This is a genomic window from Pseudarthrobacter sp. R1 (genome assembly GCF_024494415.1).
Taxonomy (GTDB): Bacteria; Actinomycetota; Actinomycetes; order Actinomycetales; family Micrococcaceae; genus Arthrobacter.
In genome coordinates this window covers 881,693-903,576 of sequence record NZ_JAMKFI010000008.1, presented here as the reverse complement: position 1 = coordinate 903,576, position 21,884 = coordinate 881,693, and the positions used below count along the sequence as shown (strand labels likewise).

Annotated in this window: 18 protein-coding genes; 9 read left to right on the top strand and 9 right to left on the bottom strand. The window is 66.4% G+C overall.

Features of this window, described 5'->3' with window-relative positions; all coding sequences use genetic code 11:
* Window positions 1–62: 62 nt before the first annotated feature.
* The 3 genes from M8J71_RS14995 (at window position 63) to M8J71_RS14985 (ending at window position 4,977) form a co-directional block, all read left to right on the top strand.
* Window positions 63–3,281: an efflux RND transporter permease subunit gene (locus tag M8J71_RS14995; protein ID WP_256248629.1), complete on the top strand. Its 3,219-nt coding sequence runs from the start codon at window positions 63–65 to the stop codon at window positions 3,279–3,281.
* 116 nt (window positions 3,282–3,397) lie between these two features.
* A complete protein-coding gene (locus M8J71_RS14990; RefSeq protein ID WP_256248627.1) occupies window positions 3,398–4,507 on the top strand; it encodes an LLM class flavin-dependent oxidoreductase in 1,110 nt (369 codons plus the stop codon).
* Window positions 4,507–4,977, top strand: coding sequence for a MarR family winged helix-turn-helix transcriptional regulator (locus M8J71_RS14985; RefSeq protein ID WP_256249005.1), 471 nt, complete (start codon window positions 4,507–4,509; stop codon window positions 4,975–4,977). The genes M8J71_RS14990 and M8J71_RS14985 overlap by 1 nt, the downstream gene beginning before the upstream one ends.
* A gap of 16 nt (window positions 4,978–4,993) precedes the next feature.
* Here the strand turns inward: M8J71_RS14985 and M8J71_RS14980 are convergent, their stop codons facing one another.
* Window positions 4,994–5,800 (bottom strand): transglutaminase-like domain-containing protein, encoded by an 807-nt coding sequence (locus tag M8J71_RS14980; RefSeq protein ID WP_256248626.1) that lies wholly within the window; start codon window positions 5,798–5,800, stop codon window positions 4,994–4,996.
* Window positions 5,801–5,874: 74 nt separating this feature from the next.
* Complete coding sequence (locus M8J71_RS14975; RefSeq protein ID WP_256248625.1) at window positions 5,875–6,684, bottom strand: hypothetical protein; 810 nt, start codon at window positions 6,682–6,684, stop codon at window positions 5,875–5,877.
* Between the two features lie 133 nt (window positions 6,685–6,817).
* On the opposite strand from M8J71_RS14975, the gene M8J71_RS14970 reads away from it, so the two are divergent.
* Together M8J71_RS14970 and M8J71_RS14965 are read left to right on the top strand one after the other, a co-directional pair.
* Window positions 6,818–7,477, top strand: a complete 660-nt coding sequence (locus tag M8J71_RS14970; protein ID WP_256248624.1) for a DUF1684 domain-containing protein — start codon at window positions 6,818–6,820, stop codon at window positions 7,475–7,477.
* A 67-nt stretch (window positions 7,478–7,544) separates the two neighbouring features.
* Window positions 7,545–8,405 (top strand): fumarylacetoacetate hydrolase family protein, encoded by an 861-nt coding sequence (locus M8J71_RS14965; protein WP_256248623.1) that lies wholly within the window; start codon window positions 7,545–7,547, stop codon window positions 8,403–8,405.
* A 20-nt stretch (window positions 8,406–8,425) separates the two neighbouring features.
* On the opposite strand, the gene M8J71_RS14960 is transcribed toward M8J71_RS14965, so the two are convergent.
* Genes M8J71_RS14960 through M8J71_RS14940 form a run of 5 tightly spaced genes read right to left on the bottom strand, consistent with a single transcriptional unit; the run spans window position 8,426 to window position 14,442 of the window.
* The gene (locus M8J71_RS14960; RefSeq protein ID WP_256248622.1) at window positions 8,426–9,580 is read right to left on the bottom strand and encodes a cysteine desulfurase family protein; all 1,155 of its coding nucleotides are present in this window, start codon (window positions 9,578–9,580) and stop codon (window positions 8,426–8,428) included.
* A 6-nt stretch (window positions 9,581–9,586) separates the two neighbouring features.
* Entirely contained in the window at window positions 9,587–10,504 is a 918-nt protein-coding gene (gene nadC, locus M8J71_RS14955; RefSeq protein WP_256248621.1) for a carboxylating nicotinate-nucleotide diphosphorylase, read from the bottom strand.
* Window positions 10,497–12,413 carry an L-aspartate oxidase gene (nadB, locus tag M8J71_RS14950; RefSeq protein WP_256248620.1) on the bottom strand — a complete coding sequence of 639 codons (1,917 nt, stop codon included), beginning with the start codon at window positions 12,411–12,413 and terminating at the stop codon, window positions 10,497–10,499. The genes nadC and nadB overlap by 8 nt, the downstream gene beginning before the upstream one ends.
* A gap of 17 nt (window positions 12,414–12,430) precedes the next feature.
* Window positions 12,431–13,735, bottom strand: coding sequence for a quinolinate synthase NadA (gene nadA, locus M8J71_RS14945; RefSeq protein ID WP_256248619.1), 1,305 nt, complete (start codon window positions 13,733–13,735; stop codon window positions 12,431–12,433).
* Complete coding sequence (locus M8J71_RS14940; protein ID WP_163162571.1) at window positions 13,732–14,442, bottom strand: NUDIX hydrolase; 711 nt, start codon at window positions 14,440–14,442, stop codon at window positions 13,732–13,734. Before M8J71_RS14940 ends, nadA begins: the two co-directional genes overlap by 4 nt.
* Before the next feature lie 251 nt (window positions 14,443–14,693).
* On the opposite strand from M8J71_RS14940, the gene M8J71_RS14935 reads away from it, so the two are divergent.
* From M8J71_RS14935 to M8J71_RS14925, 3 genes are all read left to right on the top strand, one after another.
* Window positions 14,694–16,073 (top strand): amino acid permease, encoded by a 1,380-nt coding sequence (locus M8J71_RS14935; RefSeq protein ID WP_256248618.1) that lies wholly within the window; start codon window positions 14,694–14,696, stop codon window positions 16,071–16,073.
* 180 nt (window positions 16,074–16,253) lie between these two features.
* Window positions 16,254–17,081: an alpha/beta fold hydrolase gene (locus tag M8J71_RS14930; protein ID WP_256248617.1), complete on the top strand. Its 828-nt coding sequence runs from the start codon at window positions 16,254–16,256 to the stop codon at window positions 17,079–17,081.
* Window positions 17,082–17,197: 116 nt separating this feature from the next.
* Window positions 17,198–17,845, top strand: a complete 648-nt coding sequence (locus tag M8J71_RS14925) for a phosphoribosyltransferase (RefSeq protein ID WP_256248616.1) — start codon at window positions 17,198–17,200, stop codon at window positions 17,843–17,845.
* Window positions 17,846–18,127: 282 nt separating this feature from the next.
* Here M8J71_RS14925 and M8J71_RS14920 read toward each other — a convergent pair whose 3' ends face one another.
* Complete coding sequence (locus M8J71_RS14920; protein ID WP_163162563.1) at window positions 18,128–19,459, bottom strand: MFS transporter; 1,332 nt, start codon at window positions 19,457–19,459, stop codon at window positions 18,128–18,130.
* A gap of 290 nt (window positions 19,460–19,749) precedes the next feature.
* Between M8J71_RS14920 and M8J71_RS14915 the strand changes: the two genes are divergently transcribed.
* Complete coding sequence (locus tag M8J71_RS14915) at window positions 19,750–20,484, top strand: IclR family transcriptional regulator (protein ID WP_256248615.1); 735 nt, start codon at window positions 19,750–19,752, stop codon at window positions 20,482–20,484.
* A gap of 8 nt (window positions 20,485–20,492) precedes the next feature.
* Here the strand turns inward: M8J71_RS14915 and M8J71_RS14910 are convergent, their stop codons facing one another.
* Entirely contained in the window at window positions 20,493–21,818 is a 1,326-nt protein-coding gene (locus M8J71_RS14910; RefSeq protein ID WP_256248614.1) for an MFS transporter, read from the bottom strand.
* Window positions 21,819–21,884: the final 66 nt, after the last annotated feature.

Below are 21,884 nucleotides of genomic sequence, written 5' to 3'. Positions count from 1 at the left end.
GGGGTAGGTGGCCGGCGTCCGGTACCGCAACAGTAAGTTAAACCCCACAGGAGACCGATTCAATGTTCCGGCTGGCACAACTCTCACTGGCAAACCGGGCATTGATCGCTCTTATCACCGTTTTCGCTTCCGTCTTCGGCGTGATCACCATGTCCTCGCTGAAGCAGGAGCTCATTCCTTCGATCGAGTTCCCCCAGATCACGGTGCTGACTGCCATGCCCGGGGCCTCCCCGGAGGTGGTGGACAAACAGGTCAGCGGGCCGCTGGAGACCGCGCTGAACGGCGTGGAGGGGCTGGAATCCACCTCCTCCACGTCGCGCAACGGCGTCTCGCAGATCACCATGGTCTTCACCTACGGGTCCAACCTGGACCGGGCCCGGAACCAGATCGACCGCGCCATCTCCAACGCCAAGCGATCCCTGCCCGAGGACGTCCAGCCACAGGCCTTCGCCGGCAGCATCAATGATTTCCCCATCGTGTTCCTGGCGGTGTCCTCAGACAAGACGCTGAGCGAACTCAACGCCGACCTGCAGCGCCTGAGCGTTCCCCGGCTGCAGAAGATCGACGGCGTCCGGGGCGCCGACGTGACCGGCGGGGCCACCCAGCACATCGAGATCCTTCCCCGCCCGGACGCCATGGCTTCGGCCGGCGTCACCATCACGGCCATCCGCGATGCATTGGGCAACAATGGCACCCTGGTTCCGGCCGGGACCCTTGAAGAGCAGGGCAAAACACTGTCCCTTCAGATCGGCAGCCCGGTTGATTCACTGGACGCGATCAAGGCACTCCCCCTCGCCGGGGCAAAGAACGCCGCCAGCATCGGCACGGTTGCCGACGTCTCACTCAAAGACGACGAACGAACCTCCATCACGCGGACCAACGGCGAGGAGACGCTCGCCGTCTCCGTCACCAAAAAACCCGAAGGCGACACTGTTGGCATCTCGCATGCCGTGCGGGACACGCTTGCCGAACTTGAAGCCGAACTGGGTTCGAACGCGAAGTTCACGCCGGTATTCGACCAGGCTCCTTTCATCGAAAAATCCATCAAGGACCTCACTACCGAGGGCCTGCTGGGACTGGGCTTCGCCGTGGCGGTCATCCTGGTGTTCCTGATGTCTGCCCGGTCCACACTGGTGACGGCCGTATCCATCCCGCTCTCGCTCCTGATCACCTTCATCGGCCTGTCAGCCACCGGCTACTCGCTGAACATCCTCACGCTTGGCGCCCTCACCATAGCCATCGGCCGGGTGGTTGACGACTCGATCGTGGTCATCGAAAACATCAAGCGGCACCTCAGCTACGGGGAAGATAAAGTCACCGCCATCCTGACGGCCATCAGGGAAGTGGCCGGCGCCATCACAGCATCCACCCTCACCACAGTGGCCGTTTTCCTCCCCATCGCCTTCGTAGGTGAACTGGCCGGCGAACTGTTCAGGCCGTTCGCACTCACAGTCACCATGGCGCTGCTGGCCTCCCTGCTGGTCTCGCTGACCATTGTTCCCGTGCTGGCGTACTGGTTCCTGCGGAATCCCGGCAGCTCCCCTGGCAGCGACGCAGCCCGGCAGAACGCAGCCGACGCCCGGGCCAAAGCCCAGGAAGCGGAACAGCGCAGCACGCTGCAGCGGGGGTACCTCCCCATCCTGTCGAGGACCCAGAAGCATCCCGTGATCACCCTCGTGGCCGCCGGCCTAATCCTCGGCGCGACCGCCGCCATGACCCCGCTGCTGGCAACCAACCTGCTGGGCAATTCCGGCCAGAACAGCCTGACCGTCCGCCAGGTGCTCCCAGCGGGTACCAGCCTGGCGGACACGAGCGCCGCGGCCATCCGCCTCGAGGAGGTCCTTCGCGGGATCGACGGCGTCCGGGACGTCCAGGTGACGTCGGGCAACGCCCAGGCCGGCTTTGCGGCGCTTACCTCCACCGGCTCCTCCAACTCAACGTTCACCGTGGTGACGGATGAAAAGGCAGACCAGGAGCAACTGCAGGAGACGGTGCGGAACGAACTGACAAAGGTCCCCGACTCCGGGAAGGTTTCCGTGGGCACCCAGCAGGGCGGCTTCGGGACTTCGTCCACCGTGGACATCACCATCAAGGCCGCCACCACGGCAGACCTGCAGGCAGCAAGCGACACCATGGTGCAGGCGATGACCGGGGTTCCGGGCACCACCGAGGTTGCCACCAACCTTGCAGCCAGCCAGCCGGTGGTGCAGGTGAAAGTGGACCGGGCGAAGGCTGTGGCTGCGGGGCTTGATGAAGAGCAGGTGGCCGGGGTCCTCGCGTCGACCATCAGCCCCATCCCCGCCGGAACGGTTCGGATCGACACCGACGATTTCCCGGTCCAGATCGGCCAGGGCACCAGGTTCACGGGCATCGACGCTGTCCGCCGCATCCCCCTGCCTGCCGCCGGCGGGCCAGTCCCGCTGGCCAGCATCGCATCGGTGGAACAGGTGGACGTGCCGGTATCCATTACCGCCAGCAACGGCCAGCGCACAGCGCGCGTTTCCGTGACGCCGTCGGAATCCAACCTCGGTGCGGTCAACGCAGAGGTCCAGAAACGACTTGCGGAGGTGCAGCTCCCGGCCGGAGTCACCGCTGAACTCGGCGGTGCCACCACCCAGCAACAGGAGTCATTCCAGCAACTCGGGCTCGCCCTGCTGGCCGCCATCGCCATCGTCTACGTAATTATGGTGGCGACCTTTAAGTCACTGATCCAGCCGCTGATCCTGCTGGTCTCGGTACCGTTCGCGGCCACCGGTGCCGTGGCCTTGCTCCTGGCGACCGGGGTCCCCCTGGGACTGCCCTCGCTGATCGGCATGCTGATGCTGGTGGGAATCGTGGTCACCAACGCCATTGTGCTCATCGACCTCATCAACCAGTACCGGCAACCGCGCGACGGCCGGCCGGGGATGAACGTGGCTGATGCCATCACTCATGGTGCCCGCCAGCGGCTCCGCCCGATCCTCATGACCGCCCTGGCAACAGTCTTTGCCCTCACCCCTATGGCGCTTGGCCTCACGGGCGGCGGCGGCTTCATCTCGCAGCCGCTGGCCGTTGTGGTGATTGGCGGGCTCATATCCTCTACCGCCCTGACCCTGGTACTGGTGCCTGTGCTGTACCGCCTGGTGGAGGGCCGCCGCGAAAGGAAGGCGCTGCTCCGGGAACTGCAGGACCGCCCGGAGTTTGGCCCCGGAGCGGACATGGACGAAGAGTTCCGCGACTGGACCACCGGGATGGTCCCCAAGGTCAGCGGGCGCCGCGCCGCACCCGGAAGCCCCGAATAGCGAAAGCGGAATATTTTCCGGCCGGCAGCGTTGTATCCGGCGATAGATGCAAATGCATCTAGATTGGCCTATACTGGAACCAAGGCCAGCAAGTCCAAGCAACGGAAAGGCACATCATGCAGATCGGTGTTTTCAGCGTCAGCGACATCACCACGGACCCCACCACGGGCCGGACCCCCACCGAGAACGAACGCATCAAGGCCTCCGTCGCCATCGCCAAAAAGGTCGAGGAAATCGGCATGGATGTCTACGCCCTGGGCGAGCACCACAACCGGCCCTTCTTCTCCTCCTCCCCCACCACCACCCTTGCCTACATCGCGGCGCAGACCGAACGCATCACCCTGTCCACGGCCACCACGTTGATCACCACCAATGATCCTGTGAAGATCGCCGAAGACTTCGCGATGCTCCAGCACCTCTCCGACGGCCGGGTTGACCTGGTACTGGGGCGCGGCAACACGGCTCCCGTCTATCCGTGGTTCGGCAAGAACATCCAGGACGGCGTCGAGCTCGCGATCGAAAACTACAGCCTGCTGCGCAAGCTGTGGGACGAGGACACCGTGAACTGGTCCGGAAAGTTCCGCACGCCGCTGCAGAACTTCACGTCCACCCCCCGCCCGCTCGACGGCGTCGCCCCCTTCGTGTGGCACGGCTCCATCCGCACGCCGCAGATTGCCGAAGTGGCTGCATACTTTGGCGACGGCTTCTTCGCCAACAACATCTTCTGGCCCAAGGAGCACTACCAGCAGCTGATCGACCTGTACCGTGAGCGCTACGAGCACTACGGCCACGGCAAGGCAGACCAGGCGATCGTGGGCCTGGGGGGCCAGTTCTTTATGCGGAAGAACTCGCAGGATGCCGTCAAGGAGTTCCGCCCGTACTTCGACAACGCTCCCGTTTACGGTCACGGACCGTCCTTGGAGGACTTCACGTCACAGACGCCGCTAACAGTTGGCAGCCCGCAGGAGGTCATCGAGAAGACCCTGACGTTCCGGGAGTACTTCGGCGATTACCAGCGCCAACTGTTCCTCATCGACCACGCGGGCCTGCCGCTGAAAACCGTCCTGGAGCAGCTGGACCTGTTCGGCGAGGAAGTCCTGCCCGTCCTGCGCAAGGAATACGCGGCGCGCAAGCCGGCCCACGTTCCCGAACCGCCCACCCACGCCGGCCGGGTGGCTGCACTGCTGGCAGCCCAGGACGCCGAAAAGTCCGCTGCGGAGGCATGATGGCCGCCAGGGATGCAGAGTCGCCGGTCCGCCTCGCCGCGGAAACCTGGGAGTCGCTGTTCCGGGCCCAGGTGGCCGTGATGCGCAAGCTGCAGACCGGCCCGGCGTTCCGGAAGCTCGCGGTGAACGAGTATGACGTTCTGTTCACGCTCTCACGCTGTCCCACCGGATGGCTCCGCCTCAACGAGCTCAACGACAACGTCCTGCTGAGCCAGTCCAGCCTCAGCCGGCTGGTTGAGCGGCTGGAGAAGCGCGGGCTCGTGGCCAGGATGCCTGCCCCGGAGGACGGCCGGGGCGTGCTCCTGCAGCTGACGGATGCCGGCCGGGAACTGCAGAAGGAGATCGGGCGCGAGCACGTGCGGGACATTTCCACCCTGATGGGCCCCGCCCTGACCCCCGCCGAGCAGAAGGAGTTGCGAAGGCTGACCGAGAAGCTGAGGAACTCGCTGGGTGTCCGCCCGCTGCGCTAGAGATACCCTGCGCCGGTTAGCCCAGTTGCATGAGCCGGGCAGGATCCTCTACCGGCAGGGCGCCGTTGACAACTGCAGTGACCTGCAGCTGGTTGAGGATGAGGCTTCCCCCCACAGTGGAGAGGAAAGCGGTATCGGCGGAGTCGCGGCCGGCCGTGATGCGCAGCATCGATTCCCGCGGGGCAAGGCCCGTGGGATCGATGACGTGCCAGGCCCCTTCGACGTAAGCCTCTGCCACGGCGTGGAAATCCATTGGGCTCAGGCCTGGAGCGTAGACGGCGGCCAGTCTGGCCGGGATGTCCTTGGACCTCAGCAGCGCGATGGCCAAATGGGCAAAGTCCCGGCAGACCCCACGGCGGCTGAGGAGCGTTTCCACCGCACCGTCCGTGCCCCGGGAGGATCCACTGAGGTACCGCAGTTCCCCGTTCACCCAGTTCCGCACGGCGTGCAGCAGCTCGCCGCCGTGGACTCCTTCGAACTCTGCATAAGCCGTGGGCAGGAGTCGGTCGGATTCGGCGTAGCGGCTGGGACGGACGTAGCGGATCCTGTCGGCAAGCTCCGCGTCCTCGGGCTCGGCCTTACCGGCCACCGTGGCCGAGTACTCCACCGTTACCTCCGCCGGCTCGGCGAACTCCATGTAATGGAACCTGCCCCCGTGGTGGTCCGCTACTTCGGTAAGGGGAACATCGCCTCCCCCGGTTGTCACGGACAGTGACTCATCGAACGAGGAGTAGCCGTTGTTCCGCGCTGCGGCGATGGCCATGGCCACCTTGGTGTTGGCTACGGTCTTGAAGACCAGTCGTGCGGAAACACTGCGTTCCATGGCTCTCCGGGGGTGTTCGGCGGTGGAAGACAAGTCCCCGCTCTGCCCGGCGCATGGTGGGGCCGGAAACGGGACTAGTTTTTGATCTCCAGAGACATTAGCATCCGCTGGACGTTGGCGAATTCAGTGCCTTCCGAGGCGTACCGGGCAGCCTGGTCCAAGGTGTCGAAGGCCTTTGCCGGCGCCACTTTTTCATCCGGGGCATAAGCCTTGACGGAGACCACATCACCAAAGGAGTAGTCCCCTTTCCCGGCCGGTCCACGGACGATGTTGCGGAGCTCGCACGCCTGTCCGCCGGCGCCGGCCACCACGTTGGTGATGCCGTATGAGCCGAAGAAGCGGTACCCCTGGATCACCCGGAAAACCACCCTTGGCGGTATGGTTCCCTCCCCCCCTGCGGCCGAAACTTCCACCGGAACGCTGCTGATTACCGTGTAGGGCCGCCGCGAGGCGTCGGCACATTCACCGGACGACGGCGGCAGGCCGGTCCGCAGCGCTGCCAGGAAAGTGCCGTCCGGCTTCTTCACCTCGACCTTCAGTGCGCCGGGCAGGGTGCCTTCCTCCGGCGTGACGGACTGCGCTATCCAGTCCTCCGGAAGGTCGAAGCTGACGGACTTGCCGGGATCCGAGAAAGTCTTCCAGACCGGCGCAGTAGCAACCGCCTGCGGGTCTGTGGTCGGCGTGGCACTGGCCCCGGGACCGTCCGTCGGCGGTGACGTTGCCGGGGCGTCAGCTGAAGCCGGCGCGGTGGTTCCGGCGCCGGCAGAGCCTGGCTGCGCTGTCCAGGCCGGCGCGCCCGGCCCCGTTGTTGAGCAGCCTGCAAGAAGGGCGCCAACCATCAGCAGCGCACCAGACAGGACCGTGGTTGTTGCCTTGCCTTTCATGCAGCCAGCCTAGCGGGGGCCGGCGGCCGGCCGGCGTGACCGGAAGGGCGTTTCCTCTCCCTCCAAGGGCAGGCACCCGGGTGCGTGTCGCCGTCGGGCGATATAGCCGGCTCCTGGGACTAGGCTGGGGGCTATGGAAGAGCACCTGGGAACAGCTGAAGAAGAGCGGACGGACATCTCCGCCGTCGACATCGCTGACTGGCGGCTGAAGACCTTTGCGTTGTACCACAACGTCCGGAAGCTTTCGCTGGAAAGCCCGGCCGAGGCGCACTCCTATTGGCGCCACCAGCGGGACCTGATGTTCGCCACGCACCCGGCCTCCGCCCTGGACGCGGGGGACAAGGCGCGCTTCTCCGGGTTGAAGACTGCCCACTACGATCCCATCTACCGTTTTCATGTGCCGCTGACCAAGGAGGGCGCAGGGCGCGAAATGAGCGTGGAAACCGGCACCGACGGCGTGGTCCGGTTTGTCCGGCTGGGAACGTTCGACCTGCCGGAAATGGGCCAGCTGGCAGTGTGGAAGCTGCAGGGGTACGGCGGCGGTATTTTTGTACCGTTCCGTGACGCCACGGCCGGCCAGTCCGGCGGCAGCTATGGGGCCGGACGGTATCTGCTGGATACCATCAAGGGCGCGTTCCACGGCGTCAACGGGACCGGCCCGAATGCAGAGTTCGTCCTGGACTTCAATTTTGCGTACAACCCGTCGTGCGCCTACAACGAGGCCTGGGCCTGCCCGTTGCCTGGACCGTCCAACCGGTTGGCCGTCGAAATCCCGGCGGGCGAGCTCTACTGACGGACCCCCATACACATGGCCACTGGGGTAAGTCCGGGGCTTTCCCGCGGACCAGTAGGATTCCCTCATGACTGCCCTCCCCCGCCGCATCGCCCGCGTCCGCCCCTTGTCCGCCGCCGGAACGGCGGAGCAGTTCTTCGTCTCCAGTGACGCAGCGGACTTTGGCAGCGCCGCCGGCAGGACCTGGACCGTCATCGAAACACCCTTCCCGCAGTCGCCGGCCAACGCCTCCAGCGCACCCAGGGAAGGGTGGCAGCCGGGCGACCGGGCCCAGCAGGACTCCTTCACGTTCCTCGCCCCCAGCGTGCCGGCCAACGTCCTGGGAATGGCGCACAACACAGGCCGGCCCGGACGCGACCTGCCGCCGCAGGCGTTCCACAAGGCGGCCTCGAGCATCATCGGATTGGGCGATGCGATAGAGCTCGCTCCCGGGATGGGCCGGGTGGACCCGGAGGCAGAGCTGGCTGTTGTGATTGGCACCAAAGCCCGCGGCCTGGCGCCTGCCAACGCCCGCGGCGCGGTGCTGGGATTCACCGTCGGCAACGACGTCACGTGCCGGGACCTGCAGGAAACCGACGAACTCTGGATCAGCGCCAAGAGCCAGGACACCTTCACGCCGGCAGGGCCGTGGATCGTCACGGGCCTGGACGAGTCCGGCCTGGCCATTGACGTTGTGCTCAACGGCACCCCGTTACGGGCCGCCAGCACCGCTGACCTCGGCTGGAAGGTTGACGAGATCCTGGTGTACCTGACGTCCTTTATGACCCTCCACCCGGGCGACCTGGTGCTGACCGGCTTTCCGGCCGAGTGCGCACCGCTGAGCCCCGGGGACACGGTGGTGTGCAGGGTTCAGGGCGTGGGTGAGCTTGTGAACCCGGTCAGGACCTCCCCTTGGCCGGGTCCCACCAGCTCAAGCGCCACCAGCTGATCGCTCTGGATTCCGGTGGGCTAACCGCCCAATACCCTGACCCGGCCGACGGCGACGAGCACCGCGGCTGCCGCCGCTGCCAGGTCCGCCTCGGTTACCCCTGTGTCGAAGCTGAACCGGATGGCCGTCTGGGCTTCTTCCGGGGCAATTCCCATTGCCGTGAGCACCGGCGACGGCGCGTCGGAACCAGCCGCACAGGCTGACCCGCTGGAGCACACCACGCCCTGGCGTTCCAGCTCAAGGAGCACGGATTCGCCGCTGGTTCCCGGGAAGCAGAATGAGGCAACGGAAGGCAGCCGGTCAACGGGATGCCCTGTCAGGACTGCGCCAGGCACAGCGCTGAGCACTGCACTGATAAACATGTCCCGCAATGCCGCCACCCGGCGTCGTTCCTCCGCCTGTTTCGCCTGGGCCAGCGTGAGGGCGGTGGCAAGGCCCACGGCTCCCGCCACGTTCTCTGTCCCCGACCGGCGGCCGCGTTCCTGCCCGCCGCCGTGGACCAGCGGCTCCAACCTGGTGCGGCCGCGGACGAACAGCAGGCCGCAGCCCTTGGGTGCCCCTATCTTGTGCCCCGAAATGCTCATCGCATCCACGCCCAAGGCCTTGGTGTCCAGCGGCAGCCAGCCGGCCGCCTGAACGGCGTCCGTGTGGAACGGGATGCCGAGTCCGCGCGCCAGGGCGGCCAGTTCGGCAATGGGCTGAACGGTCCCCACCTCATTGTTGGCGTACATAACGCTGGCCACCGCGGTTTCCGGCCGAAGCGCGGCCCGGAACGCCTCCGGCGTCACAAGCCCTTCCCCGTCAACGGGAACAACATCAACCGCGAAACCATGGAAGCGCTCCAGGTACCGGGCAGACTCCTCCACTGCCGGATGTTCGACGGCGCTGATCACCACCCGGTTAAGCTGCGGATTCGCCGCCTGCCGGGCCAGGGCGATCCCTTTGATGGCGAGGTTGTCCGCTTCCGTTCCCCCGGACGTGAACGTAATTTCACCGGCCCGGCAGCCAAGGACGGCTGCGATGGACGAGCGGGCACCAGCGAGCGCAGCGGCAGCAGCCTCGCCCAGGGTGTGATGGCTGGAGGGGTTACCGAACTCACCGGTCAGGTACGGCCACATCGCATCCAGCACCTCACGGCGGACCGGGGTGGTGGCGGCTGCGTCAAGGAAGATCATGGAAAGTCACTCGGCAGTCAGTTCGACGTCCAGCCCGAGGTCCAGGGACGCCACGGTGTGGGTAAGGGCGCCAACGGAAATGACGTCGACTCCCGTGGCCGCTATCGCCGCCACCGTCCCGAGGTTCACGTTTCCACTGGCCTCCACCCGCGCGCGCCCGGCGACCAGGGCCACGCCGGCCGCGAGCTCCTCAACCGTGAAGTTGTCCAGCATGATGGTGTCCACACCGGCCGCCAGGACGGGCTCGATCTGGTCCATCCGGTCCACCTCCACCTCAAAGTGCGTAGTGTGCCCCAGCTGTGCTTTGGCTGCGGCGAGGAGCGCCGTGAGCCTGGCCGGATCCCCGCCCGTCATCACGGCCAGGTGGTTGTCCTTGGCCAAGACGGCGTCGGAGAGGCTGTACCGGTGGTTGGCGCCGCCGCCGCAGCGCACTGCGAACCGCTCCAGGATCCGCAGCCCGGGCGTGGTCTTGCGGGTGTCGGTGATTCGGGCGGCCGTGCCTTCCGTCAGCCGAACAAACTCTGCGGTCCTCGTGGCGATGGCGGACATCCGCTGCACCAGGTTCAGGGCCACGCGTTCGGCAAGCAGCACAGACCTGGCCCTGCCGCTCACCCGCGCGAGGTGGGTGCCGGCGTCGAACTTTTCTCCGTCCCCGAGCAACAGCTCCACGTCGGTGTCCGGATCAACCAGCAGCATGGCGTCCCGGAACACCGTGGCGCCGCTGAAAACTCCGGGCACCCGCGCGTTCAGTACGGCCGTGGCACGTGCATCAGCGGGAATCAGCAGCTGGGAGGTAATGTCCCCGGCAGGAGCGTCCTCCGCGAAGGCCCGCTCCAGGATCTCCCGCACCGGCGCCGCAGCCAGGGTGAGTGCGGGGGCCGCCTGTTTGCGGGTGGCCTGTTCCATCACGGAGTGTTCAGTCATTGAGGAGGCTCGCTTTCGGGCGGAGGGAATTCGTATCGGGTTCTTCGGGATCGTCGCTGCGGTAATGCGCCCCCAGTGAGTCGCGGCGGGCAAGCGCGGCAGCGACCAGCAACTGGGCAGCCAGCAGCAGGTTGCGGTCCTCGTGGTCCCGGGCGTGCCCGCCAGCGGGAACAGCACCAGGACGTACGACGGCGGCCCACCGGCCAAGAGCCTCCGCCGCCTCCCCAAGCAACACCCCATGGCGAAGCACCCCGGCTTTGGCAGTCATCAACCGTCGAAGGGCTTCCCGAGAGAACGGAGTTTCGAGACCTCGATCCCCCTCCCTGTCCCCACCGAAGTTGGCCAGCAGACTCCCACGTGGAGTAGCAGATGCGGCCGGCCCGCCTTCTAATGCAGCAGGGAAGGTGACGGCACCCAAGGTGCGCTGCCCGGCGTCGGCCGAGGGTGTTCCGGAAGCGAGCGTCAAGGGGAGGCCGCCCGCGGCCGTGGGCCCACACGATCCGGGTTCCCTGGCCGAGCTTGCGAGGTTAGGGGGATCGTGGGGAGCGAGCGGAGGAACAGCCTGGGACGGCGCCCCCCAGCCACCGCCGTCGTCACCTGCCAGGAAGTCTTCAACAGCGCGACGGCCGAAAACAAGTCCCTCAAGGAGGGAGTTGCTGGCCAGCCGGTTTGCGCCCTGGACGCCTGTGCAGGCCACTTCCCCGGCTGCGTACAACCCGGGAACCGTGGTCCTGGCGTGCAGGTCGGTGTGCACTCCACCCATCCAGTAGTGGGCGGCGGGAGCAACGGGGACCAATTCACGGGTCCAGTCGATGCCCGCCGCAAGCGTCCTTTCCGTGAGGGTGGGGAAGCGCTTCGCCAGGAATCCTTGTCCCTTGCCCGCCTCAATGGCGCGGGCGTCCAGGTAGACGTGGCCGTTGGGGTCGCCGAGCTTGGCCAGGTGCAGGGCGATGCTGCGCGACACGACGTCGCGCGGCGCCAGTTCAGCGTCCGGGTGGTAGGCCCGCATGAAGCGTTTCCCGTTGCCATCGACGAGGAGTGCGCCTTCGCCGCGGACAGCTTCGGAAATGAGCAGCGGATCCCGGTCGAGGCCCGGAGCCGTGGCCGCGTTCGCGGCACCGGCCCCGGAAACAAGGCAGGTGGGGTGGAACTGGAAGAACTCGAGGTCGGCTACCTCAGCTCCGGCGCGGACTGCGAGCGCAAGGCCGTCGGCCGTTGCCACTGCCGGGTTGGTGGTCTGGGCAAACAGCTGGCCCGCTCCTCCGGTTGCCAGCAGGACGGCGTCCGCGTGCACGGCGGCAATGGTGCCGTGGTGGAGGACTTCCACTCCAACAACTTTCCCGTCCTGCTGCAGCAAGGATGTTGCGTGCGCTGAGGTTCGGACCGTCAGTGTCCCCTCCGCCTGCCGCGCGAGCACTGCCCGGATCAGGGCCCCGGCTACCTTTGCCCCGGTGGCGTCGCCGCCGGCATGGAGGATGCGCGGGGCAGAATGGGCCGCTTCCAACCCGAGCGCAGGGCCGCCGTCGGAACCGCAATCGAAATGCACACCAAACCGCTGTAGCCCTGCGATGTCGCGGCGCGCCTCCGCGCACATCAGCCGGACGGCAGCATCGTCGCAATGCCCCGCGCCAGCCTGGAGCGTGTCCGCGATGTGGGCAGCCACCGTGTCACCCGGAGCAGGCCCGTCCAGCACCGCAGAAATCCCGCCCTGGGCGTACCAGGTGTTGCTGTCGCGAAGCTTTCCTTTGCTCAGGAGCACCACGTCGGCACCGGCATCCGTGGCCAGCAGGGCAGCGTACAGGCCGGCGATCCCGCTGCCGACGACGATCAGCCGCGGCCGGCCGGCAAGGTTGCGGCCGCGGGACGCCCCGCCGGGTCCGGGCGTACCGCCACCCTCAACAGGAGGCATAAAAGCCGGCCCTGTCATTACGGCCTGGCCGCGAGCATACGCTCGAGTGCTGTCCGGGCGTGGTCCTGCACTGAATCCGCGACCGTGATCCGGTTGACCACGCGCCCGGCCACCAGTTCTTCGAGGACCCAGGCAAGGTAGCCGGGGTGGATGCGGTACATGGTGGAGCAGGGGCAGATAACGGGATCAAGGCAGAAGATGGTGTGCTGCGGGTACTCTGCCGCGAGTCGGTTCACCATGTTGATTTCCGTACCGATAGCGAACGTGGTGGGCTCCGTGGCTGCCGCGATCGCCTTCTTGATGAAGTCCGTTGAACCGGCAGAATCAGCGGCGTCCACCACCTCCATGGGGCACTCCGGGTGCACGATCACCTGGACGCCGGGAAAGTCGGCCCGCGCCTTGTCGATCTGGGCTACGTTGAACCGCTTGTGTACCGAGCAGAACCCGTGCCACAGGATGACCCTGGAATCCAGCAGTGCCTGTTCGTCATTGCCACCCAGGTCCTTCCGCGGGTTCCACATTGGCATCTGTTCCAGGGGCACGCCCAGCGCCTTGGCGGTGTTGCGGCCAAGGTGCTGGTCCGGGAAGAACAGCACCCGCCGGGCCCGCTGGAACGCCCACTCAAGGACAGTTTTGGCGTTTGAGGAGGTGCAGACAATGCCGCCGTGCTCACCGCAGAAAGCCTTCAGGGCTGCGGAGGAATTCATGTAGGTGACAGGAATGACCGGAACCCGCCCGTCGGCGTCGGGCTCAGTGCCGTAAATCTCCTCGAGCTGCTCCCAGCACTCAGCCACGGAGTCGGCATCAGCCATGTCTGCCATCGAGCAGCCGGCCGCCAGGTTGGGCAGGATAACGGCCTGGTCCGGCGCCGAAAGAATGTCAGCGGTTTCGGCCATGAAGTGGACGCCGCAGAACACGATGGCCTCAGCATCCGGCCGGGTCAGCGCGGCGTTGGCCAGCTGGAAGGAGTCACCCACGAAGTCGGCGTACTGGATGACTTCATCGCGCTGGTAGAAGTGCCCCAGGATGACGGCCCTGTCCCCCAGGGCAGCCTTCGCGGCCAGGATCTTCTCTCCCAGCTCGGCGTCACTGGCCAGCTTGTACTCTTCCGGCAACTGCCCCTGGCGGGGGGTGGCCGGAGGTGCAACGTCAGCGCTGGAAGCACCCGGCCCGTAGGCCGGGATGCCGGCGAGCGCCTCTGCAAGATCGTAGTCCCACGGACCCTTGGCCAGCGCGGGGCTGCAGGTGCTGCCCTTTGCGGTTGCGCCTTTTTCGGCCTGTTCGCGCGTGATCAGCTGGATTGCTGTGTTGACGCTGCTCATGGTGTGCTCCTGTTGTCTGGGTCAAGGCCGGGCCGGCCGGTGAAGCGGTAGAGGCGGGGAGGGCGGTGCTTGCCGCCCTGGAGGTATTCGCCGGTCTCCTCGATGTCCGGGGTGGACTTGAGTTGCCGGCGGAAGTTGGCGGGGTCCAGCTGCCTGTCCAGCACTGCCTCGTAGACCTCCCGGACCTGGGCGAGGGTGAAGTATTCGCCCAGCAGGTGGTAGGCCACAGAGCCGTAGGCCAGCTTGTTGCGCAGCCGCCAGAGTGCGTAGTCCACGATCGCGTTGTGGTCGAAGGCCAGGTCCCCCAGCCGGTCCGCACGGAACCACCGGACGTTTTCAGACTCGTCCGCGAGCGCCGCTTCAGTGGGCTGAACCAGCGCCCAGTACACGATCGAGACCACCCGCTGGGTGGGTGAGCGGTGGAGACCGCCGAAGGCATACAGCTGCTCCAGGTAGCTGGGAGCGAGGCCGGTGGTCTCCCCCAGGTTCCGCGCTGCCGCGTCCTGCAGGGATTCGGTGTGGCTGAGCGGGCCTCCGGGCAGCGCCCAGAGGCCCTTGTACGGTTCCCGGATCCGGCGTACCAGGGGCAGCCACAGTGTTGGCCGGCCGGAGCTTTCACTGGGGCGCAGCGCAAAGATCACAGTGGAAATGGCCAGCGAAGGCGGGGCCGCCTGGCGCTCCGAAACGTTTGCCGAGCTCGAGTACATGGTCCACCGCCTTCTGGCCTGCGGGACCTCGTTGCTGGCGCCCCGGTTAGTTATGGTCACCTTGACCAAAACTAATTCTACGGGCAGCACCCGCTGAATTGCCAAATATTTCAGCCCACACTTCCAGGGCTCATCCCGGCAGTGGCGGCAGTGGCCACGAGCCGAATACCCGCAGCCGGATCGGAGACGGTAAATTCAAGAGGTCCCACGAGGAGCCACCGCACACAACCCCAAGAAGGTCCAGTAGCAAAATGACGATGAAGTCCACCGAACTGCGTCCGCAGGGCCACCTCGGCCACAGCATGAAACCCCGCCAGCTCACCATGATGGGCCTGGGCAGCGCCATCGGCGCCGGGCTGTTCCTGGGATCCGGGGCCGGGGTCCAGGCAGCCGGCCCGGCAGTGCTCATCTCCTACCTGGTGGCCGGCACCCTGATCATCCTGGTGATGTGGGCGCTGGGCGAGATGGCTGCGGCCAACCCCAACAGCGGCGCCTTCTCCGTGTATGCCGAACGTGCGCTCGGAAAGACAGCGGGTGCCACCATCGGGTGGCTGTGGTGGCTGCAGCTGGTGGTGGTGATCGCCGCCGAGGCGCTGGGAGCGGCCGGGCTTCTCTTTACGATCTGGCCGGTGATTCCGGTCTGGGCGCTGGCACTTATTTTTATGGTCGTCTTCACCGCCATCAACCTCACGGGGGTCCGGAACTTCGGTGAGTTCGAATTCTGGTTCGCCATCCTCAAGGTCGCCGCGATCGTCCTGTTCCTGGTGGTGGGCGCCGCCCTGCTGCTGGGCCTGTTGCCCGGCGTTGCGTCCCCTGGCCTGGCCAACCTGACGTCTGACTTTGCCCCCGCCGGCCTTGGCGGGATCGCCTCCGCCCTCTTTGTGGTGATCTTCGCCTTTGGCGGCACGGAGATCGTCTCGGTGGCGGCGGCAGAGACGGAAGATCCGGAACACAGCGTGGGCAAAGCCATCAGGACTGTTGTGTGGCGCATCCTGGTTTTCTACATCGGCTCCGTTTTCGTGATCGCCGCCGTCCTTCCCGCAACCTCGGAAAGCCTCGCGTCACCATTCGCCGGCGTTCTGGATGCCGCCCGCATCCCCGGCGCCGCAACCGCCATCACCCTGGTGGCCGTCGTCGCGCTCCTTTCGGCGTTGAACGCCAACCTCTACGGGGCCTCCCGCATGGTCTATTCCCTTGCAGAGCGGGCCGAAGCACCGCGGTTCCTCACCCGGCTGAGCGGCGCCAGCGTGCCGATGCTGGCTGTTGGGGTGTCCGTGGCCTTCGGTTTTATCGCCACTGTCCTGGAACTGCTGTTTCCCGAGCGGATCCTTCCTGCCCTGTTCCAGCTGGTGGGGTCCACCTGCCTGGTGGTGTGGGGCAGCGCGCTGGTCTCGCAGCTGATCCTGCGGCGCCGGGCAGACCGGGAGGGCACGCCGCTGCCCCTGCTGATGAAGGGCTTCCCCGTTTTGACCATTGTGGGGCTCGTCCTGCTGGGCCTGATTTTCGCGGTGGGCTTCAGCGCTGAGAGCAGCCGCATCCAGCTCTTCAGCACCATCGGACTGATTGCCGGGATCGCGGTGGCCTGCGCCCTGGCCGGTCGGTTTAACGCCAAGACGCACCGGTCCACATAAGCCGCGTTGAGTGCAGGTCTGACCGCCGAAAACGGCTTATAGTGAGACCCGGTGGGGCGTGGCGGCAAGGCGGAATCCGGGGTGGAATTACCTGCACTTCCGGCAGGTAGAGTAGTGCCGAAGGACGAGCTTCCACGCGCCGGGTCCGCCTGGGCGCCGTAGTTGATGAGGACTGGCACTATGAGCGGCAGGCACACCGGCGAGCAGCATTCGCACACTGTAGAGGGAACAGATCCCCAGTTATATGTGGGGGTGCATGAGCCTGCGGTGGACGCCGGGCTCCGGCCCGTTCTGCTGCTGCACGGCTTCTCGTCCTCCAGCAAACTGAATTGGGAAGACACCGGTTGGGTGGCTGCGTTGCTTGACGCCGGCCGCCGCGTTATCACTGTTGACCTGCCCGGGCACGGCCGCAGCGGGGCGCCGGAGGACATGGACTCCTACTCCCCCAGCAGGATCCGGGCGGACCTGCTCCAGGTGGCGTTCGACGCCGGTGTGCGCCCTTTACACGACGGCGAACCTTCCAGCGGGCTGGACATAGTGGGTTATTCCCTGGGTTCCCGGCTCGCCTGGGAGTTCGGCGCCACGCAGCCCGAGATCGTGCACCGGCTGGTGCTGGGCGGGCCGAACGTCGCGGATCCGCTCGCGGCCTTCGATCTCGTTGCAGCGCAGGATTACCTCGCGGACGGGACGCCGATCGCTGACGAGTCCACCGCCCGGCTGCTCAAGATGGCCCTGCTGCTGCCCAGCAACAACATCTTTGCGCTGCTCTCCCTGGTGGAAGCCATCAAGGCCGAACCCTATGATCCTGCCGAGGCGGTACCCCACGTACCCATGCTCCTGGTGGCCGGCGACAAGGATGAACGCGCCGCCAGCCTGCCGCAACTCGCGGGGCTCGCACGCAATGCCGGGGCGATGGTCGAAGAGGTGATGCTGCCGGGCCGCAACCACACCAATGCGGTCACCAGCCGGGCCTTCAAGCAGGCGGCCATCACGTTCCTCTCCGTGTAAATACTTCCCGCTAAATACTTCCCGCTAAATACTTCCGCGTCCCTGCCGCTTGCCTCCTGCTGTCCCTTCCCCGGCGGTAGGCTGAAGTGAGGGCTGGAAAGAGCCGGGAGGGAGCCATGGTGACGCGCTTCGAAGACCGCACGGAGGCCGGCGAGAGGCTGGCCGCGGTACTCGCACAGTTCCGCGGGCGGCCCGACACCGTCGTCCTTGGCCTTGCCCGGGGCGGTATCCCCGTAGCAGCTTCGGCCGCCAAAGCCCTCTACCTCCCGCTGGGAACTGTCCTGGTGCGCAAACTCGGGATCCCGGGACACCAGGAAACGGCGTATGGAGCCCTGGCGTGGGCGCGTGGCCGGACGGTCCGCCTGCTCAACAAACCTCTGGTGGACCGGGTCCTTGAGCACGGAGTGCGCCAGGAACTGCTGGACGAGGTGGAGCAGCGCGAACGCGCCGAACTGTTGCGCCGGGTGGACCTCTATCCGGGAATGGACCAGGATGTTTCCGGTAAAACGGTCCTGCTGATCGACGACGGCCTTGCCACCGGCGCCACCATGCGGGCCGCTATCGAAGCCGTCCGCGGGGGTGGGGCGAACACTGTGGTGGCCGCCGCCCCAGTGGGGTCGATAGAAGCCGCGTCCTCCGTGGAGCGGGCGTGCGACGCAGTGCTGTGCCTGCATCTTCCGGGCAAGTTCCGCGCCGTGGGCAGCTTCTACCGGCATTTCGAACAGCTCACGGACGATGACGCCATCAGCTTCCTAAGGCAGTAGGCATCGTCAAGCATTCCCAACGCCCCCGAATACGAGGCCGGGCCCGGACCACCGTGGTCCGGGCCCGCCGCCGTTTGTGAATGGCCCCCGTTAGAGAAACGCCGGTGGGCCCACGCCGCTAGGGTTCCCTGGCCGAAGCGAAGCGCCGCCAGGGGGACGGTGGTGGGCCCACGCCGTTAGGGTTCCCTGGCCGAAGCGAAGCGAGGTTAGGGAACCGGCGGTGGGCCCACGCCGTTAGGGTTCCCTGGCCGAAGCGAAGCGAGGTTAGGGAAACGGCGGGGATTAGTGGTGGCTGACGCCCAGCGGGCGGCCCTTGGTCTCCTTGGCCAGCAGCACGCCAATGGCCGAGATGACACAAAGGACCATGATGTAGATGCCGATGGACCCGGCCCACTTGGTGGTCTGCAGCAGGAATTCGGCGATGGTCGCAGCGAAGGCTCCACCGAGGATGGCGCCGAAAGCGTACCCGATGGAGATGCCGGAGTACCGGACATTGGCCGGGAACATTTCGGCGTACATCGCGGACATGGGTCCGTAGGACAGGCCGAGTCCGACGGTGAGGACGAACAATGCAACGCCGTACAGCCAGATGTTCCTGGTGTCGATCAGGGCGAACATGGGAATCATCCACAAGAAGATGATGGCGTAGCCGGTGAGGAACGTCTTGACCCGTCCGATGCGGTCTGACAGCCAGCCGCCCGCCAGGGTGAAGATCAGCCAGCCGAAGGAGGCCAGGGTGGTGGCCAGGAGGACCTGCGGCGTAGGCATCTGCAGGGTTCTGGTGGCATAGGCGATGAAGAAGGCGATCAGCAGGTAACCGGCTGCGTTGTTGCCGATGAAAATCATGGTGGAGTACAGGACGGGTCTCTTGTGGCTGCGGACAAGTACACCCAGGGGCGCCTTGCTTTCCTGCTTCCGCGCGGCCATTTCCTGGAAGACCGGACTTTCAGCGACAGCTCGGCGGATCAGGTAGCCCACCACGATAAGGACGATGGAGAGCAGGAACGGAACCCGCCAGCCCCAGGCCGCGAAGTCCTCCCTGGACATGCTGGTGTTCAGGAAGAAGAGGAGCCCGGTGGCAAGGATCATGCCGATCGGCACGCCGATCTGGGGGTAGGCACCGAACAGGCCGCGCTTGTTCAGGGGTGCGTGCTCCACTGCCATCAGCGCTGCGCCGCCCCACTCGCCTCCGGCGGAGAAGCCCTGGATGATGCGCAGGGTGATCAGGAGGATGGGCGCCCAGGCACCGATCTGCGCGTAGGTGGGCAGCATGCCGATCAGGGCAGTGGCGGCACCCATCATCACCAGGGTGAAGACCAGCATTGCCTTGCGTCCCAGCCGGTCGCCAAGGTGTCCGGCAACCACTGCGCCCAGGGGGCGGAACAGGAAACTGATGCCGATCAGGGCAAAGGAGAGGATTTGCGCCAGCCCCGGGTTGGACTCGTTCAGCGGAGCCAGGAACAGGGGCGAGAGCAGCGTTGCGGTCAGCTGGGCAAAGATGAAGAAGTCGTACCACTCGATGGTGGTACCGACCAGGGTGCCGGCAAGGACTTTGCGCTCCTCACGCCGGGTGCTCGGACCGGCGAGTGTATCCACCTTCGAAGGTGTGGTCATTGAAACTCCATTGTTTTATTCGGCAGGCATGCTGCCGGGCGCCTTCAGGATTACCGACAGAACGGTCAGTTAGTTGAAAGAGTACTACGAAACTGTGAGGCAGGACACGCCCTGGCTGAATTTGCGGACGGAGGGCTCTTATTGTGTCTCCACAGCCTGTCGCCCGATAGACTGCCGGGGCTGGAAGTTCTATATTTGAACCGCCGTTTCTCATTGCGGAATGCCCGGCCTGCACGGCAAGCGACATCAGCGCCGCTGTACCGTGCCGAGAGCAACCTAGGATGGACAACATGACTCCCACCGCCGCAGCCCCGGCCGGAGCGGCGCCGGCGCAGGCTTCGCCCTCCCAGACGCTTTCCCGCGGCATCCGCGCCCTGGAGATCCTGGCGGCGGCGCCGGAAGCGATGACCATCGCCGAGCTCGCCGATGCCATGGGTGTCCACCGCTCCGTTGCGTACCGCATCCTGCGCACGCTCGAGGACCATTCGCTGCTGGTGCGGGACGACGGCGGACGGGTACAGCCCGGACCTGGCCTTGCCGTCCTGGCCCGAAGCGTTTCCCGGAACCTCCAAAGCGCTGCGCTTCCCGAACTGACGCATCTGGCCAACACGCTGGACATGACGGCTTTTGTGGCGTTGTGGGACCACCACGACTGCATCACACTGGTGACTGTAGAGCCCCGGCATTCGGGCGCGACGGTAGCCCAGCATCCCGGCACCAGGCACCCCATCAACGCGGGGGCGCCAGGCATCGCCATCCAGTCCGCGCTGACTGCAGCTGAGTGGGACCGGCTGGAGACCGGCGTCCCGTACCGTCCCGAAGCCGCAGAGGCCCGGCGAACCGGGTACTCGGCCAGCCACGATGAGGTCATCGCCGGGGTTTCCTCACTTGCCGCGCCCGTCCGGGTGCCGGGCGGCCGCCCGGCAGCACTCGCCGTCGTCTATATCCGCTCCACGCATGAACCCTCAGCGGTGGGCGCGGCGTTGGCCGAGAGCGCGGCGAGAATCGAACGCCAGCTGGCCTGAGGCCGGTGTCAGCGGGCGGGCCGGCGGCGAAGCACGACCACGGCCGCGGCCCCAAGGAGTGCCAGCGCGGAGGCCGCGCAGGCGGGAACGAGGAAGGCCGCTGCGTAGCCGTGACCCTGCGCCAGCCCGCCGCCCAGGGACGAGGCGAGCGCGGTGCCCGCCACGATGCCGCTGGCCAGGGCGGTCATAACGGTGCCCAGCCGTCCCTCCGGTGCCACCACTCCGCCGACGGCGAAGACGGTAACCATCACCGGTCCCACCGGGACACCCAGGATCAGCAGCACGGCCACCATCGCGCCTAGTGATGACGGCACCAGCAGGAGGACGGCCAGTCCTGCCATCAGCGCGGCGGACACCACCCAGCGCAAGGAAAGGCTGAAACGCTGCGGCCAATAGGCAACCGAAAGGGCGGCAGCGGCGGAACTTAGCCCCATGACTGCATACAGCAGTCCGGCGAGTTCCGAGGTGGCATAGCTGGCGGAGAAGGAGCTCAACGCCGCCTGCGTTGAGCCGAAGAACGTGCCCATGCACACCATGGCGACCACTGGCAGAAGGACGGCTGCCGGCATCCCGCCACGCCCCCGGCGTCCCGCTGGTGAAGGTCGGCGGCGTGCCGCCGGTACTGCCCGATGGGTCCGGTGGGTGGCGAACGCGGGAACGAGCGTGATGGTCATCGCCGCGGCCAATGCGAGCGGAAGCCAGGGAGCCAGGAGGCTGGCCAGGATGCCCACGAGTGCCGGTCCCAGCACAAAGGTGACTTCGTCGGCTGTGCTTTCGTAGGAGAGTGCCGTGTCCAGGTCCCGCCGGTTGTCCGGTGCATTGCCTTGCGCGGTCAGCGCCATCCACCGGACGCGGGCCAACGGGCCCACCTGCGGGCAGCTGGCCCCGGCGAGGAACGCAGCGGCCAGCACGGCGGCCGGGAAGCCCGCCGGTGCCCCCATGGCAGAGGCTGTAAGGATCAGTCCCACGACGGCCAGAGTATTAAGGGCTGCAGCCAGCAACAGGACAGGACGTTGGCCCCGCCTGTCCGCGAGGGACCCCAGGACCGGAGCTCCCAGCGCGGACCCGATGCCCACCGCACCCGCGGCAGTTCCGCCCAGTGCATAGGAACCGCTGTTGGATGTGACGAGGGTCAGGGTGCCTACCGTGAGCATGGCCAAGGGCAGCCGGGCAAGAAGACCCAGGGGAAGGAAGCCGCGGCCGGCAAGTTGTGGAAGCCTGGCGAACCGGCCACCGGAGGCAGGCTGCGGTTTGGCAGGAGCCTGGGCTGCGGGAAGGGCGGACTGCCCGGAAGTGGAGGGCTGGCCAGGTGAAAGGGAAGTGGAGGATTTCAATTCGGGCTCGTTCAGTAATGCGCATCGTCCCTCCTCCCGATGCGCCGAACCCGGTAACCCTCCAAG